The sequence below is a fragment of the Planctomonas sp. JC2975 genome (assembly GCF_012985205.1).
GTDB lineage: Bacteria > Actinomycetota > Actinomycetes > Actinomycetales > Microbacteriaceae > Humibacter.
Genome location: NZ_JABEKS010000001.1, coordinates 248,284 through 263,017, shown reverse-complemented (window position 1 = coordinate 263,017; position 14,734 = coordinate 248,284). Strand labels below are relative to the sequence as shown.

13 protein-coding genes are annotated in these 14,734 nt (G+C 67.7%); 7 read left to right on the top strand and 6 right to left on the bottom strand.

The annotated features are described in order from the left end of the window. Positions 1-14 precede the first annotated feature (14 nt). From gap to HII28_RS01235, 5 genes are all read left to right on the top strand, one after another. Positions 15-1,025, top strand: coding sequence for a type I glyceraldehyde-3-phosphate dehydrogenase (gap, locus tag HII28_RS01255; protein ID WP_170023710.1), 1,011 nt, complete (start codon positions 15-17; stop codon positions 1,023-1,025). Positions 1,026-1,045: 20 nt separating this feature from the next. Beyond that, positions 1,046-2,263: a phosphoglycerate kinase gene (locus tag HII28_RS01250; RefSeq protein ID WP_170023708.1), complete on the top strand. Its 1,218-nt coding sequence runs from the start codon at positions 1,046-1,048 to the stop codon at positions 2,261-2,263. Continuing rightward, a complete protein-coding gene (tpiA, locus tag HII28_RS01245) occupies positions 2,251-3,051 on the top strand; it encodes a triose-phosphate isomerase (RefSeq protein WP_170023706.1) in 801 nt (266 codons plus the stop codon). Before HII28_RS01250 ends, tpiA begins: the two co-directional genes overlap by 13 nt. Before the next feature lie 210 nt (positions 3,052-3,261). Continuing rightward, on the top strand, positions 3,262-3,507 hold the full coding sequence (gene secG / locus HII28_RS01240; RefSeq protein WP_022899356.1) for a preprotein translocase subunit SecG: 246 nt from the start codon (positions 3,262-3,264) through the stop codon (positions 3,505-3,507). A gap of 45 nt (positions 3,508-3,552) precedes the next feature. After that, positions 3,553-3,921: an RNA polymerase-binding protein RbpA gene (locus HII28_RS01235; protein WP_170023704.1), complete on the top strand. Its 369-nt coding sequence runs from the start codon at positions 3,553-3,555 to the stop codon at positions 3,919-3,921. A gap of 103 nt (positions 3,922-4,024) precedes the next feature. Here the strand turns inward: HII28_RS01235 and pgl are convergent, their stop codons facing one another. Genes pgl through tkt form a run of 6 tightly spaced genes read right to left on the bottom strand, consistent with a single transcriptional unit; the run spans position 4,025 to position 12,187 of the window. Continuing rightward, the gene (pgl, locus tag HII28_RS01230) at positions 4,025-4,795 is read right to left on the bottom strand and encodes a 6-phosphogluconolactonase (protein WP_170023702.1); all 771 of its coding nucleotides are present in this window, start codon (positions 4,793-4,795) and stop codon (positions 4,025-4,027) included. After that, positions 4,792-5,757, bottom strand: a complete 966-nt coding sequence (locus HII28_RS01225) for a glucose-6-phosphate dehydrogenase assembly protein OpcA (RefSeq protein WP_170023700.1) — start codon at positions 5,755-5,757, stop codon at positions 4,792-4,794. The genes pgl and HII28_RS01225 overlap by 4 nt, the downstream gene beginning before the upstream one ends. Next, the gene (gene zwf, locus HII28_RS01220; RefSeq protein WP_170023698.1) at positions 5,754-7,292 is read right to left on the bottom strand and encodes a glucose-6-phosphate dehydrogenase; all 1,539 of its coding nucleotides are present in this window, start codon (positions 7,290-7,292) and stop codon (positions 5,754-5,756) included. Before zwf ends, HII28_RS01225 begins: the two co-directional genes overlap by 4 nt. Before the next feature lie 18 nt (positions 7,293-7,310). Beyond that, positions 7,311-8,924: a glucose-6-phosphate isomerase gene (locus HII28_RS01215; RefSeq protein ID WP_170023696.1), complete on the bottom strand. Its 1,614-nt coding sequence runs from the start codon at positions 8,922-8,924 to the stop codon at positions 7,311-7,313. Beyond that, positions 8,921-10,048 (bottom strand): transaldolase, encoded by a 1,128-nt coding sequence (gene tal, locus HII28_RS01210; RefSeq protein WP_170023694.1) that lies wholly within the window; start codon positions 10,046-10,048, stop codon positions 8,921-8,923. Before tal ends, HII28_RS01215 begins: the two co-directional genes overlap by 4 nt. A gap of 45 nt (positions 10,049-10,093) precedes the next feature. Beyond that, positions 10,094-12,187, bottom strand: coding sequence for a transketolase (gene tkt, locus HII28_RS01205; RefSeq protein WP_170023691.1), 2,094 nt, complete (start codon positions 12,185-12,187; stop codon positions 10,094-10,096). 598 nt (positions 12,188-12,785) lie between these two features. Here tkt and HII28_RS01200 point away from each other — a divergent pair. Together HII28_RS01200 and HII28_RS01195 are read left to right on the top strand one after the other, a co-directional pair. Continuing rightward, positions 12,786-13,706, top strand: coding sequence for a heme o synthase (locus HII28_RS01200; protein ID WP_170023690.1), 921 nt, complete (start codon positions 12,786-12,788; stop codon positions 13,704-13,706). A gap of 2 nt (positions 13,707-13,708) precedes the next feature. Further along, positions 13,709-14,704: a COX15/CtaA family protein gene (locus tag HII28_RS01195; RefSeq protein WP_346769141.1), complete on the top strand. Its 996-nt coding sequence runs from the start codon at positions 13,709-13,711 to the stop codon at positions 14,702-14,704. The last annotated feature ends 30 nt before the right edge of the window (positions 14,705-14,734 follow it).

The window sequence follows — 14,734 nt, the reverse complement described above, 5'->3', positions numbered from 1 at the left end:
AACAGGAGATCTCCGTGTCCGTGAAGATCGGCATCAACGGGTTCGGCCGCATCGGTCGCAACTACTTCCGCGCAGCACTGGCGAAGGGCAGCGACCTCGACATCGTCGCCGTCAACGACCTCACCGATCCGGCGGCTCTGGCACAGCTCCTCAAGTACGACTCGGTCGGCGGCCGTCTCGACGCGACCGTCGAGGTCGAGGGCGACAGCATCATCGTGAACGGCAAGGCCATCAAGGTCCTCGCCGAGCGCGACCCTGCGAACCTCGGCTGGGGCGACCTCGGCGTCGACGTGGTCATCGAGTCCACCGGACGCTTCACCAAGGCAGAGGATGCCCGCAAGCACCTCGCCGCCGGCGCCAAGAAGGTCATCATCTCGGCTCCCGCCAGCGGTGACGACGGAACGTTCGTCGTCGGCGTCAACGAGGATCTGTACGACCCGGCGACCATGGACATCCTGTCCAACGCCTCCTGCACGACGAACTGCCTCGCCCCTCTGGCGAAGGTGTTCAACGACGAGTTCGGCATCGAGCGCGGATTCATGATGACCGCGCACGCCTACACCGCCGACCAGAACCTTCAGGACGGCCCGCACAGCGACCCGCGCCGCGCTCGCGCCGCCGCCATCAACATCGTCCCTGCCTCGACGGGCGCAGCCAAGGCCATCGGCCTCGTGCTGCCCGAACTGAACGGCAAGCTGAACGGCTCCTCGTACCGCGTTCCGGTTCCCACCGGCTCGATCGTCGACCTCACGCTCGTCACGTCGCGCGAGAACCTGACCGTCGACGAGATCAACGCGGCGTTCAAGGCCGCGGCGTCCGAGGGTCGCCTGAAGGGCATCCTCGAGTACAACGAGGACCCGATCGTCTCCACCGACATCCAGCGCAACCCGCACTCGTCGATCTTCGACTCCACCCTGACCCACGTCAGCGGCAACCTGGTCAAGATCTCGAGCTGGTACGACAACGAGTGGGGCTACTCGAACCGTCTCGTCGACTTCACCGAGTACGTGGCCGAGCGCCTCTAGTCCACCACGAAGGAACTCCGGTGACGCTCCGCACTCTCGACTCACTGGGTTCGCTCGCCGGCCGCACGGTCGTCGTCCGTTGTGATCTCAACGTCCCTCTGAAGGACGGGGAGATCACGGACGACGGCCGTGTCCGTGCGTCGCTGCCCACCATCAACGCCCTCACGAACCAGGGCGCCCGCGTCGTCGTCGTCTCGCACCTGGGACGTCCAGACGGCGCTCCCGATCCGAAGTACAGCCTCGGCGCGGTCGCGAAGCGGCTGGGGGAGCTGCTCGGCAAACCCGTTCGGTTCGCCTCCGACACCGTCGGTCAATCCGCGAAGGATGCCGTGTCATCCCTGGCGGACGGCGATGTCGCCGTGCTCGAGAACCTCCGTTTCAACCCGGAGGAGACGAGCAAATCGGAGGAGGAGCGCTCGACGTTCGCGGCGAAGCTCGCCGCCTTCGGCGACGCTTTCGTGTCCGACGGATTCGGTGTCGTGCACCGTAAGCAGGCCAGCGTCTACGAACTCGCCAAGGCGCTTCCCAGTGCTGCCGGACTGCTCATCGCTGCCGAGCTCGAGGTGCTCGATCGCCTCACCGGCAGCCCAGAGCGTCCCTACACGGTCGTGCTGGGCGGTTCGAAGGTCTCCGACAAGCTCGGCGTCATCGGCCACCTGCTGCCGCGTGTGAACACGCTGCTCATCGGCGGCGGCATGCTCTTCACCTTCCTCGCCGCGCAGGGGCACAAGGTGGGCTCCAGCCTGCTCGAATCCGACCAGATCGAGACCGTCCGCGGCTACCTCGAGAAGGCCGAGGAGCTGGGCGTCGAGCTCATCCTGCCGACCGACGTCGTCGTCGCCTCGAAGTTCGGGGCGGATGCCGAGCACGAGGTACGCCCAGCATCCTCCATCGAGGATTCGCCATGGGGATCCGCCGGCCTGGGCCTGGACATCGGACCGGAGACCGCGGCGAAGTTCGCGGAGATCATCCGCGAATCCGTCACGGTGTTCTGGAATGGCCCGATGGGCGTTTTCGAACTGGCACCGTTCGCAGACGGCACGCGTGCTGTCGCGCAGGCGCTGACCGAGACCCGCGGCCTGAGCGTGGTCGGCGGTGGGGACTCCGCGGCCGCTGTGCGCGCGCTCGGATTCGACGACGACCAGTTCGGCCACATCTCGACCGGAGGCGGCGCGAGCCTCGAATTCCTCGAGGGCAAGTCCCTCCCCGGACTGGAGGTACTCGGATGGCAAGCGTGACAACGGGCGGACGCACTCCGCTCATCGCCGGCAACTGGAAGATGAATCTCAACCACCTGCAGGCCATCGCGTTCGTGCAGAAGCTGGCATGGAGTCTCAAGGACGCCCGCCACGACTTCGGTGCCGTCGAGGTGGCGGTCTTCCCGCCGTTCACCGACCTGCGCAGCGTGCAGACCCTCGTGTCGGGCGACAAGCTGCAGATCGCTTACGGGGCGCAGGACGTCAGCCAGCACGCCTCCGGGGCGTTCACCGGCGAGATCGCGGCTCCGTTCCTCGCCCAGCTGGACTGCGCCTACGTGATCATCGGACACTCCGAGCGCCGCACGCTGCACGGTGAGACCGACGAGATCGTCGCGGCGAAGACCGCGGCGGCCATCGGCGCGGGAGTCGTCCCGTTGATCTGCGTCGGCGAGACCGCCGAGGACCTCGAGACGCGCGGCGCCAGCGCTGTGCCCGTCGCCCAACTGAAGGTCGCGCTGGCGTCGATCCCGAAGGGATCCGACTTCGTGGTGGCCTACGAGCCGGTCTGGGCGATCGGATCGGGGCAGGCCGCGACGCCGGAACAGGCGCAGCAGGTCGCCAAGGCACTGCGCGACACGATCGCGGAGCACCTCGGCGACGAGGCGGCAGCGGCCACGCGCATCCTGTACGGCGGCTCGGTGAAGGCGGACAACATCGCCGGCTTCATGCGTCAGGCGGACGTCGACGGCGCGCTCGTCGGAGGCGCCAGCCTCGACGTCGAAGGGTTCTCCGCCATCGCGCGATACCAGAAGCACGTCGGCGTGTAGCCGACGGAATTCCACGCTGGTCGGGCGTTCGGAAGGGGAGGGCGCCGGGCGCCGTCTCAGTCCGGACGCCCGTTCTCGTCCCGGCGGCCATCGGACCGCCGCGACGGCTGACGATCGGTGATCGGTGCGACGCCACAGCTAGTCGATATAATGAATGTCGGTCCAGCGCGTGTTCGCCGGACCGGACCACAACCCGAAAGGCTTCACCTCGTGCAGATTCTCACGGTCGTTCTCCAGGTGCTGCTCGGCATCACGAGCCTCCTGTTGACCCTCCTCATCCTGCTGCACAAGGGGCGCGGCGGCGGCCTGTCCGACATGTTCGGCGGCGGCATGACCTCCAACCTCGGGGCATCCGGTGTGGCTGAGCGCAACCTCAACCGCATCACGGTCATCCTCGCCCTGGTCTGGATCGCCTGCATCGTGGTGCTGGGTCTCATCACGAAGTTCAGCGCGTAGCGGCCCTCACGGCCGGTACGACGTTCGAACGATCAAGGAGGATTCATGGCTTCAGGCGGCAGTGCGATCAGGGGATCCCGAGTCGGATCCGGTCCGATGGGGGAGCAGGACCACGGTTACCACGCGGACCGCATTGCGGTTCGGTACTGGGACGCGCTCGGCAACGAGACGGTGCGCTACTTCGCGGCGAACCTCCCCGATGAGGAGATTCCCGACACCATCGACTGCCCGACGTCCGGGCTCCCCGCCGGCCGCGACAAGGACAACCCGCCGGCACTGTCGAAGCTCGAGCCGTACAAGACGCACCTCGCATACGTGAAGGAGCGCCGCACGGCAGAGGAGGCGGAGCAGCTCCTCGATGAGGCGCTCCAGCAGCTGCGCGAGCGCCGAGGACGTCTCACGCCCACGAACTGACCCGTACGGGACGATTCGCACGAGCGAGTCCCATACGGAGCGAAAAGGGGCGGTTCCGATCTGATGATCGGAACCGCCCCTTTCGTCGTTCGTCAGGACGGAGTCAGTACTCCGGCGAGATGAGGCTCTCAGGAACCTCGGCCGCTGCATCGCGGTCCACGAAGAACACGGTGCGCTTGCGTCCTTTCGCTCCCGCCGCCGGCACTTCCGTGTAACTGGCACCAGCCAGTGCCAGCCCGAGGGCTGACGCCTTGTCCGAGCCGGACAGCACGAGCCAGATGCGGGCGGACGCGTTCAGCACCGGGCGCGTGAGGCTGAGCCGTTCTGGCGGCGGCTTCGGCGAGTTGCGGACGGCGATCACCGATCGTTCCGTCTCGCGGATGCCACTGCGATCCGGGAACAGCGAGGCGATGTGTCCGTCGGGGCCGACGCCGAGGAACGTGATGTCGAACCGGGGATAGGCGAGCTCGTCGTTGCCGAAGCGGGCCAACTCGCTCGCGTACGCGTCAGCGGCCTCGTCGAGCTCCACGCCGGAGTCCGACGCGAGGAACGGATGCACGTTGCCCGCCGGCAGGTCGAGATCGTCCAGCAGGGCCTCGCGCGCCTGCTTGTCGTTCCGGTCGTCCGAGTCGGCAGGAACCCACCGCTCGTCGCCCCACCAGAAGTGCACGGAAGCCCAGTCGACGGTGTCGCGCGCCGGCGAGACGGCCGCCGCCGCCAGCACGGCTATTCCGGCGGTGCCGCCGGTGAGGCAGACGTGCGCGGTGCCGCGGTCACGGATGATGTCCGCCGTCTTCGTGAGGAACCGCGCCGCGACCGACGCGACGAGTGCGTTCTTGTCCGGGTGGACGAGCACCCGCCGTTCCCCGCTCATCGCGCTCCGGCTCCCTGCTCCTCGGCCTCCAGCAGCGGAAGTCCCTTGGTCAACACCTCACCGTACAGCTCGTCGGGATCGAGTCGACGCAGCTCCTCCGCGAGGCAGTCGCGCAGGTTGCGGCGGGGGAGTGCGATGTCGTGCGTCGGCTGGTTCGGCTGCGTGAGCGTTGCCAGATCGGGCATGTCGCGCACCAGCTCGATCGTGCCGGAGGCACGGACCAGCTGCACGCCGTGGATGCCGCTCAGGCCGCGCTGGCGAGCCGTCAGGTCGTGCTGCACCGGAGCATCCAGCTGCAGTCGCAGCCAGGCGGCGAGCAGAACGGTCGACGGCGAATCCGGCGCACCCGACACCTCGACGGACACGACGGGCTCGTACGGCGGCTGATCGAGGACCGCGGCGAGCTGTGCACGCCAGAGCGTGAGACGCGTCCAGGCGAAGTCCGTGTCGCCAGGGGCGTACGTCTCGGCCAGGTGCAGCAGCGCCTCGTGCGGGTCGCCTGCGGCAGACGAATCCGTGATGCGGCAGGTGGCGATCCGGCCGAGCGGCGACGTGGACACGACGTCGGGCGCGGTCCCTGGCCACCACACGACGACGGGCGCATCCGGCAGCAGGAGCGCCGTGACCAGGCCCTCCTCATCGCTGGCGGTGTCGCCGTAGGCGCGCAGCACGATGACCTCGCTGGCCCCTGCGTCACCGCCGACACGGATCTGCGCGTCCAGCCGGCTGCCGGCATCCGCATGAGGGTGGTCTCGATCGGCGGTCGACACGACGATGACGCGCATCGGATGCTCGCGCGACGCCTCGTTGGCGGCCTCGATGACCTCTTCTTCTTGGCCGAGCTGCGTGGCGATGATGAGCGTGAGCACCCGGCCGAGGGCGACGGCGCCGCCCTCTTCGCGGATCTTGATCAGCGTCTTCGAGACATTGCTGGTCGTGGTGTCTGGCAGGTCGACGATCATGGGCGTCTCCAAGTGCGGCCGTCGCGGGCAAGCAATTCATCGGCGGATGCCGGACCCCACGTTCCCGGCCGGTACTGTTCCGGTGCGCCGTGGGACGCCCAGTACTCCTCGATCGGGTCGAGGATCTTCCAGGACAGCTCGACCTCCTCGTGCCGCGGGAACAGCGGCGGATCGCCGAGCAGCACGTCGAGGATGAGACGCTCGTACGCCTCAGGGCTCGCCTCGGTGAAGGCGTGTCCATAGCCGAAGTCCATGCTCACGTCGCGCACCTGCATGCCGGCGCCCGGCACCTTGGAGCCGAAGCGGATGGTCACGCCCTCGTCGGGCTGCACGCGGATGACGAGCGCGTTCTGTCCGAGCGCCGACGTCTGACTCTTCGCGAAGAGCTGCTGCGGCGCCCGCTTGAAGACGACCGCGATCTCGGTGACGCGTCGCCCGAGCCGCTTGCCGGCCCGCAGATAGAACGGCACGCCGGCCCAGCGGCGGGTTCCGATGTCGAGCTTGATCGCCGCGTAGGTCTCGGTGGTGGACTGCGGGTTCATGCCGTCTTCCTCGAGGAAGCCGACCACCTTCTCGCCGCCCTGCCAGCCGCTGGAGTACTGGCCGCGCGCGGTCGCCGTCGAGAGATCCTTCGGCAGCCGCACCGCCTTCAGCACCTTCTCCTTCTCGGCGCGGAGGTCTGCGGCGTCGAACGACACCGGCTCCTCCATGGCCGTGAGGGCGAGCAACTGGAGCAGGTGGTTCTGGATGACGTCGCGCGCCGCTCCGATGCCGTCGTAGTATCCGGCACGACCGCCGACGCCGATGTCCTCGGCCATGGTGATCTGCACGTGGTCGACGTAGTTCGCGTTCCAGATCGGCTCGTAGAGCTCGTTGGCGAAGCGCAGAGCGAGGATGTTCTGCACCGTCTCCTTGCCGAGGTAGTGGTCGATGCGGAACACGGAGTCCGGCGGGAAGACCGACTCGACGACGGCGTTGAGCTCGCGCGCCGTCTTGAGGTCGGACCCGAAGGGCTTCTCGATGACGACGCGGCGCCATCCCTTGGACTGCTCTGCGAGGCCGGATCGGCGCAGCTGCTCGGTGACGAGCGGGAACGCCTTCGGCGGGATCGACAGGTAGAACGCGTGGTTGCCCATCGTTCCGCGGTCCCGGTCGAGTTCATCGACGGTCTTCTTGAGGCGCTCGAACGCCTCATCGTCGTCGAACTCGCCCGAAACGAAGCGGATGCCCTGCGCGAGCTGCTTCCAGACCTCGTCGCGGAACTCGGTGCGCGCGTACTGCTTCACCGCGTCGTAGACGACCTTCTCGAAGTCCTCATCCTCCCAGTCGCGCCTGGCGAAGCCGACGAGCGCGAAGCCAGGGGGGAGGAGGCCTCTGTTGGCCAGGTCGTACACGGCCGGCATCAGCTTCTTGCGCGACAGGTCACCCGTCACGCCGAAGATGATGAGGCTGCTCGGGCCGGCGATGCGGTTGAGCCGACGGTCCGTCGGCACCCTCAGCGGGTTGGAGTTCGCGGTGATCTCCACCGGTGACATGGATCTCCTCGTATCGGTTCAGGCGTCGACGTCGCCGAACAGCGTTTCGATGTCGGCGGCGGGGTCGGTGAGCGTGAGAGTCAGCACGGGACGACCGTGCTCGGCGAGCACCGCCGCATCGCCCTCCGCCTGGGCCGTGATGAGCTGGCCGAAGGTGAACGGACGGTCGGGCACCTGAAGATCGTCGGTCTCGTGACTCAGGATCTGCAGGAACACGCCGACTGCCGGCCCGCCCTTGTGGAACTGGCCCGTGGAATGAAGGAAGCGCGGCCCCCACCCGAAGGTCACGGGGCGCTTGGCGCGGGCCGCCAGCAGATCGCGGATGCCGGCCAGCTGCGGCAGCGCGACCCTGTTCACGTAGGCCTGGACTGCGACGTATCCGTCGGCGGGCAGCAGTGCCAGCAGCCTGCCGATCGCGTCGTCGACCGTCGCCGCGTCACCGAGCAGAGCGGCGTCGCCGCGCACCTCGATGCCGCCGTCGACGAACGCCGGATCGGTCGGCTCCGGACGGGCGTCCAGCAGGCCACGCGCGGCGACCTTGGCGGATTCCACGTCGGGCTGGTCGAACGGGTTGATGCCCAGCAGCCGGCCCGCGATCGCCGTTGCATACTCCCACACGAGGAACATGGCGCCCAGCGTGCCGGAGACCAGGATCTCGCCGTGGTGGCGATCCGCAGGGAAGAGATGGTGCGCCTCGGCATTGTCGACGAGGCGCACGACCTGCAGGTCGGGCAGCTTCTCGTCGAGCTCGGGGGAGACCACGTCGAGCACCACGGGCAGCAGGCCCTTGCCGAGCTTGCCCGTCGACTCCGCGATGAGCTGCTCGGCCCAGTCGGCGAAGCCCACGATGTGCGTGCCGTCGGTGATGATGCCGAGCTTGTCGCGAAGCGGCTGAGTGCCGGCGATCGCCGCGCCGAGGATGAGGCCGGGGTTCGTCGGATCGTCGATGGCCAGCTCGAGCGAGATGGTCTCCGCCTCTTCGAGCAACTCCTCGATGTCGAATCCGACGAGCCCGGACGGCACGAGGCCGAACGCGGTCAGCGCCGAATAGCGACCGCCGACGTTCGGGTCGGCGTTGAAGACGGCGTAGCCGGCTTCGCGGGCCGACGCGTCCAGCGGCGAGCCGGGGTCGGTGACGACGACGATGCGTCCTGCCGGGTCGATGCCGGCGTCGCGGAACGCCTTCTCGTACGTGCGGCGATGGCTGTCCGTCTCGACCGTGGAGCCGGACTTCGACGACACGATGAGCACACTGGTGGCGATGCGGTCCGTGACCGCGTCGAGCACCTGGCCTGGATCAGTGGTGTCGAGGATGGTCAACTCGAGGTTGCCGGTGCGCGTGATCACCTCGGGCGCGAGCGACGAGCCGCCCATGCCGCCCAGCACGAAGTGGTTGACGCCCTCGGCGAGAAACCTCTCGCGAAGCTCCACGATCTGCGGGACAAGGGGCCGCGCGATGGCGACCGCTTCCGTCCAGCTCAGCCGGACGGAAGCCTCCGACTCCGCGTCCGGCCCCCAGAGCGCCGCATCCTGGGCCGTGATCCCGGATGCCACCAGATCCGCAACGAGCGACGGCACGTGCCGCTTGACCGCGGCCTCCGCGTCGCCGCTGACGTGGATCTTGAAGCTCACTGCACGGTCTCCTTGGCGCCGGCGTGTGCGAGCGCGGCGGAGACGGTGTCGAGCAGTTCGTCCCATGACACGATGAACTTCGACACGCCTTCGTCTTCGAGCGTCTGGGTGACGTCATCGTAGGAGATGCCGAGAGCGGCGATCTGGTTCAGGACCTCGTTCGACTCGTCGTACGTGCCCTCGATGGTGTTGCCGGTGATGTCGCCGTGGTCGAAGGTGGCCTCGAGCGTCTTCTCCGGCATGGTGTTCACCTCGTCGGGAGCGACGAGCGTTGTCACGTACAGCGTGTCGGGGAATGCCGGGTCCTTGACGCCGGTGGACGCCCAGAGCGGGCGCTGCTTGTTCGCGCCGGCGGCGAGCAGCACCTTGGCGCGCTCGGAGTCGAACGCCTGCTCGAACACCTGGTAGGCGAGACGTGCGTTCGCGACGGCCGACTTGCCCTTCAGGGCAAGCGCCTCCTGCGTGCCGATCGCCGTGAGGCGCTTGTCGATCTCGGTGTCGACGCGCGAGACGAAGAACGACGCGACGGAGCGGATCGTCGACAGGTCGATGCCCGCCTCCTTCGCCCGCTCGAGGCCGGTGAGGTAGGCGTTGATGACCTCGCGGTGACGCTCGAGGCTGAAGATCAGCGTCACGTTGACGCTGATGCCCTCAGCGGTGACGGCGGCGATGGCCTCGAGGCCCTCGACCGTCGCCGGGATCTTGATCATCGCGTTCGGCTTGTCGACCTTCGCCCAGAGCTGCTTGGCCTGCGCGATGGTGCCGGCCGCGTCGTGCGCGAGACCCGGCTCGACCTCGATCGAGACTCGGCCGTCCTTGCCGGCCGACGCCTCGTAGACCGGCGCGAACACATCGGCGGCGTTGCGGACATCCGTGGTGGTGATCTCGAAGACCGCCTCGTGAACGTCCTTGCCTGCCGCCGCGAGCTCACGGACCTGCTCGTCGTACGACTCGCCCTTCGAGAGAGCTGTCGCGAAGATGGTCGGGTTGGTGGTGACGCCGACGACGTTGCGCGTGTCGATCAGCTTCTGCAGCCCGCCGGAGGTGATGCGTTCGCGGGACAGGTCGTCGAGCCAGATGCTCACGCCTTCCGCCGCGAGTCGTGCGGTGCTGGTTTCGGTCATTTCTCTCGCCTCTTCTTCTTGACTTCTTCGCCTGTCATCGCGGCCCTACTGGGCGGCGATGGTCTCCTTGGCTGCGGCCACCACGGCTTCCGTGGTGATGCCGAACTTCGTGAACAGCGTCTTGTAGTCGGCCGACGCACCGAAGTGCTCGATCGAGACGCTACGACCCTTGTCGCCGACGTAGTCGCGCCAGGTGAGCGCGCGGCCGGCTTCGACGGAGACGCGAGCGGTGACGGATACCGGCAGCACCGACTCCTTGTACTCCGCGCTCTGCTCCTCGAACCACTCCTGGCTGGGCATCGAGACGACACGGGCGTTGACGCCCGCCGCCTTCAGCTCCTCGCGAGCGTTCACGGCCAGCTGAACCTCGGATCCGGTGGCGATCAGGATCACGTCCGGCGTGCCGTTCGGCGCCTCGGCGAGCACGTACCCGCCCTTGGCGACGTTCGCCGCGGATGCGAAGACCTCACCGGATGCCGCACCGTCGCCGCGCTCGAACACGGGGATGTTCTGCCGCGTCAGCGCGATGCCTGCCGGTCCGCCACGACGCTTCAGGATCTCGAGCCAGGCGTACGCCACCTCGTTCGCGTCGCCGGGGCGCACAACGGTGAAGTTCGGGATGAGGCGCAGCGTCGCGAGCTGCTCGATGGGCTGGTGCGTCGGGCCGTCCTCGCCGAGCGCGACGGAGTCGTGCGTCCAGACGAACGTCGACGGCACGTTCATCAGGGCGGCAAGGCGCAGCGACGGACGCTGGTAGTCGCTGAAGATGAGGAAGGTGCCGCCGAAAGGACGCGTCGGTCCGTGCAGGACGATGCCGTTCAGGATGGCGGCCATCGCGTGCTCGCGAATGCCGAAGTGCAGCACGCGGCCGTACGGGTTTCCGGCCCACTCGTGCGTCGAGCGCTCGCTCGGTACGAAGGATGCCGCACCCTCGATGGTCGTGTTGTTCGACTCGGCGAGGTCCGCCGATCCACCCCACAGTTCGGGCACGACGGGTCCGAGTGCGCTCAACACCTTGCCGCTGGCTGCGCGCGTGGAGACGTCCTTGCCAGCCTCGAACGCCGGGAGTGCATCCTCGACGCCATCGGGCAGTTCCCCGCTCAGCAGCCGGTCGAGGAGCGCCTTGCGCTCCGGGTTGGCGGCAGCCCAAGCGTCGAAGCCGACCTGCCACGCGGCACGCTGGTCCGCGCCGCGCTCGATGGCTCCGCGGGTGTGCTCGATGACCTCATCGGCGACCTCGAAGGTCTGCTCCGGGTCGAAACCGAGCACCTCCTTGACGGCGCGCAGCTCGTCGGCGCCGAGCGCGGATCCGTGGATCTTGCCGGTGTTCTGCTTCTTCGGGCTCGGCCATCCGATGATGGTCTTCAGGATGATGATCGACGGCTTGTCGCTGACGGCCTTGGCCGTCTCGATCGCGTCGAACAGCTCCTGCACGTCTTCGACGTACTGGCCGGTCTTCTTCCAGTCGACGACCTGCACGTGCCAGTGGTACGCCTCGTAGCGCGCAGCGACGTCTTCGGTGAAGGCGATGTTGGTGTCGTCTTCGATGGAGATCTGGTTGCTGTCGTAGATGACGACGAGGTTGCCCAGTTCCTGGTGGCCGGCGAGCGAGGAGGCCTCGCTCGTGATGCCCTCTTCCAGGTCGCCGTCGCTGGCGATGACGTAGACGAAGTGGTCGAAGGGGCTCGTGCCTGGCGCGGCATCCGGGTCGAAGAGTCCGCGCTCGTAGCGGCTCGCGTATGCGAAGCCGACGGCGGAGGAGAGGCCTTGGCCGAGCGGGCCGGTGGTGATCTCGACGCCGTCGGTGTGGCGGTACTCGGGGTGACCAGGCGTGAGCGAGCCCCAGGTGCGCAGCGCCTTCAGGTCGTCGAGCTCGAGGCCATAGCCGCCCAGGTAGAGCTGCACGTACTGGGTCAGCGAGCTGTGACCCGCCGACAGGACGAAGCGGTCGCGGCCCAGCCAGTGCTGGTCCTTCGGATCGCGGCGCATCACGCGCTGGAACAGCAGGTACGCCGCCGGAGCGAGGCTCATGGCCGTGCCGGGATGCCCGTTGCCCACCTTCTCCACGGCGTCCGCCGCCAGGATGCGCGCGGTGTCGACTGCCTTGTTGTCAATGGGATCCCATTGCAGTGCTGCCACTTGAGACTGACCCTTCTTGTGTCGTCGATGCGAGAGGGGTCCCGTAGAACGGACCCGCACCGGTGGAGGTAGTGCGCGCGCCCCAGACTTCTTCGGCACCCGTGCACACGACGCCCGCGGAGAAGATCCGTGGGCAGGGGAATGCATCGAGAGGCGAGCACCACCAAGTATAGGGAGATTGCCAGAAAGCCATGGTCTGCGGCCGGTCGGTGCTGTGCCATCCCCACAAAGCCGCCTCCCGGAAGTCAGGGAGTCGAGGCCGCGGATGGATGGGCCGGGCGGTCGCACGAGCACACGCTCGCACGACCGCGCCTCGATCACCCGTATCGCGGCTTCGCCCCTCAAATGCTCAATCGGCTCGGTCGTACGAGCAAGCTCGCACGACTCTCACCTCAATCGCCTCTATCGCGGCTTCGCCCCTCAAATGCTCAATCGGCTCGGTCGTACGAGCAAGCTCGCACGACTCTCACCTCAATCGCCTCTATCGCGGCTTCGCCCCTCAAAGGCTCAATCGGCTCGGTCGTACGAGCAAGCTCGCACGACTCTCACCTCAATCGCCTCTAGACTCGAAGGCGGGTTTGTGCGTGATTGAGGAGCGATGGGCGTTGCTGTAGAGAGCCGGTTGGCACCGGCGCGGATCGGTTTCCGGCGCAAGTTCGCCGCTTACGTCGCTCTGACGAAGCCTCGGGTGATGGAGCTTCTGCTCGTCACCACCATCCCGGTGATGTTCCTCGCCCAGGGCGGCGTGCCCAACCTCTGGCTCGTCGTCGCCACGGTGATCGGCGGCGCGATGAGCGCCGGCTCCGCCGCCGCGTTCAACTGCTACATCGACCGCGACATCGACAAGGTGATGAACCGCACCAAGAAGCGGCCGCTCGTCACCGGCGAACTGACGCCGCGCGAAGCGTACGTCTTCTCGTGGACACTCGCGGTCGGCTCCACGGTGTGGCTGTGCTTCACGACGAACTGGCTCGCCGCCGTGCTCTCGGTGGCCGCCATCCTCTTCTACGTCTTCATCTACACGCTCTGGCTGAAGCGCCGCACCCAGCAGAACATCATCTGGGGCGGGATCGCTGGATGCTTCCCCGTGCTCATCGGCTGGGCCGCCGTGACCGGCTCGCTCGACTGGGCACCGTTCATCCTGTTCGGCGTGGTGTTCCTCTGGACCCCGCCGCACTACTGGCCGCTGTCCATGAAGTACCGCGACGACTACAAGTCGGTCGGGGTGCCCATGCTGGGCGTGACGCGCGGTCGCGCCGTCGTCGGACTGCAGGTCATCCTGTACGCCTGGGCGACTGTCGCGTGCTCGCTGCTGCTCATCCCCGTTGCGCACATGGGACTCGTCTACACCGTGACGGCGCTGGTCTCCGGCGTCTGGTTCGTCTACGAGACGCACCGCCTGTACGCCCTCGCGATCCGCCACGAGAATCCTTCGCCGATGCGCGTCTTCCACGGCTCGATCACGTATCTGTCGGTGCTGTTCGTGGCGATCGCCATCGATCCCCTCCTCCCGTTCTGATCGTGGCAACGCTGAAAACCCCGCTCGGCTGGCTCGCCGACCGCTGGACGCTTTCGCCGCGGTCGCTCCGCTGGGCGACCACCGCGTCTCTCGTCGTGAGCATCCTCATCGTGCTCGGTGGCGGCATCGTGCGCGTCACCGGCTCCGGTCTGGGCTGCCCGACCTGGCCGACCTGTGACGCGAGCTCGATCACGCCGACGCCGGCCATGGGCATCCACGCCCTGATCGAGTTCTCCAATCGCATGCTCACCGTGCTGCTGTGCGTCGCCGTGGCGTGGGTGATCATCGCCGCCAGGCTGCAGCGGCCGCGTGTGCGCAGCATCACGCGCCTTGCCTGGTCGCAGTTCTGGCTCGTCGTGGTGAACGCTGTCGCCGGCGGCATCAGCGTGTGGACGGGCCTCAACCCGTACGTCGTGGCGTTCCACTTCGTGATGGCGATGGGCCTGCTCACGACGACGACGCTCACCTGGCACCGAGTGCACGAGAAGCCGGTGACCGCGGATGCCCGCGCCCGCATCACCGCAGCCGCCCGCGCCCTGAGCTGGGCGTTGGCGGCCCTCACCGCCGTGCTCATCGTGGTCGGAACCCTCGTCTCCGGATCCGGACCTCACTCCGGCGACTCGGCCGACGTTCCCCGCATGGGCTTCGATTGGATCGACATCACGATCGTGCACGGTGTGCTCGGTGCCTCGACGCTCGTCGTCGCCGTCGTGCTGGCGATGCTGCTCTGGCGCTCCCACGCCACGCTCCCACTCGTCCGCACGCTCGGATTCCTCGTCATCGTTGCGCTGCAGGGCGTCGTCGGACTCATCCAGGCGCTGACCGCGCTGCCTGCCCTGCTTGTCGCAGTGCATCTCGTTCTCGCTGCGATGGTCTGGGTGGGAGCGCTGCGCGTGCTGCTCGACGTCAATCCGCAGCTGTTCCCGAGCGTGCACACCGCGGAACCCGACACAGCGTCGGTCGGAGCGGCCGGTGCGCCGCTCGAGCGAGCGAGCTGAGTGCAGGCCGTTTCTGGCGACGTCCGACGG

What these genes read in the sequence shown, in the direction of transcription:
- tpiA (WP_170023706.1), top strand. Translation starts at nt 2,251, where the DNA reads ATGGCAAGCGTGACAACGGGCGGACGCACTCCGCTCATCGCCGGCAAC.
- HII28_RS01235 (WP_170023704.1), top strand. Translation starts at nt 3,553, where the DNA reads ATGGCTTCAGGCGGCAGTGCGATCAGGGGATCCCGAGTCGGATCCGGT.
- pgl (WP_170023702.1), bottom strand. Translation starts at nt 4,795, where the DNA reads ATGAGCGGGGAACGGCGGGTGCTCGTCCACCCGGACAAGAACGCACTC.
- HII28_RS01225 (WP_170023700.1), bottom strand. Translation starts at nt 5,757, where the DNA reads ATGATCGTCGACCTGCCAGACACCACGACCAGCAATGTCTCGAAGACG.
- zwf (WP_170023698.1), bottom strand. Translation starts at nt 7,292, where the DNA reads ATGTCACCGGTGGAGATCACCGCGAACTCCAACCCGCTGAGGGTGCCG.
- tal (WP_170023694.1), bottom strand. Translation starts at nt 10,048, where the DNA reads ATGACCGAAACCAGCACCGCACGACTCGCGGCGGAAGGCGTGAGCATC.
- HII28_RS01200 (WP_170023690.1), top strand. Translation starts at nt 12,786, where the DNA reads ATGGGCGTTGCTGTAGAGAGCCGGTTGGCACCGGCGCGGATCGGTTTC.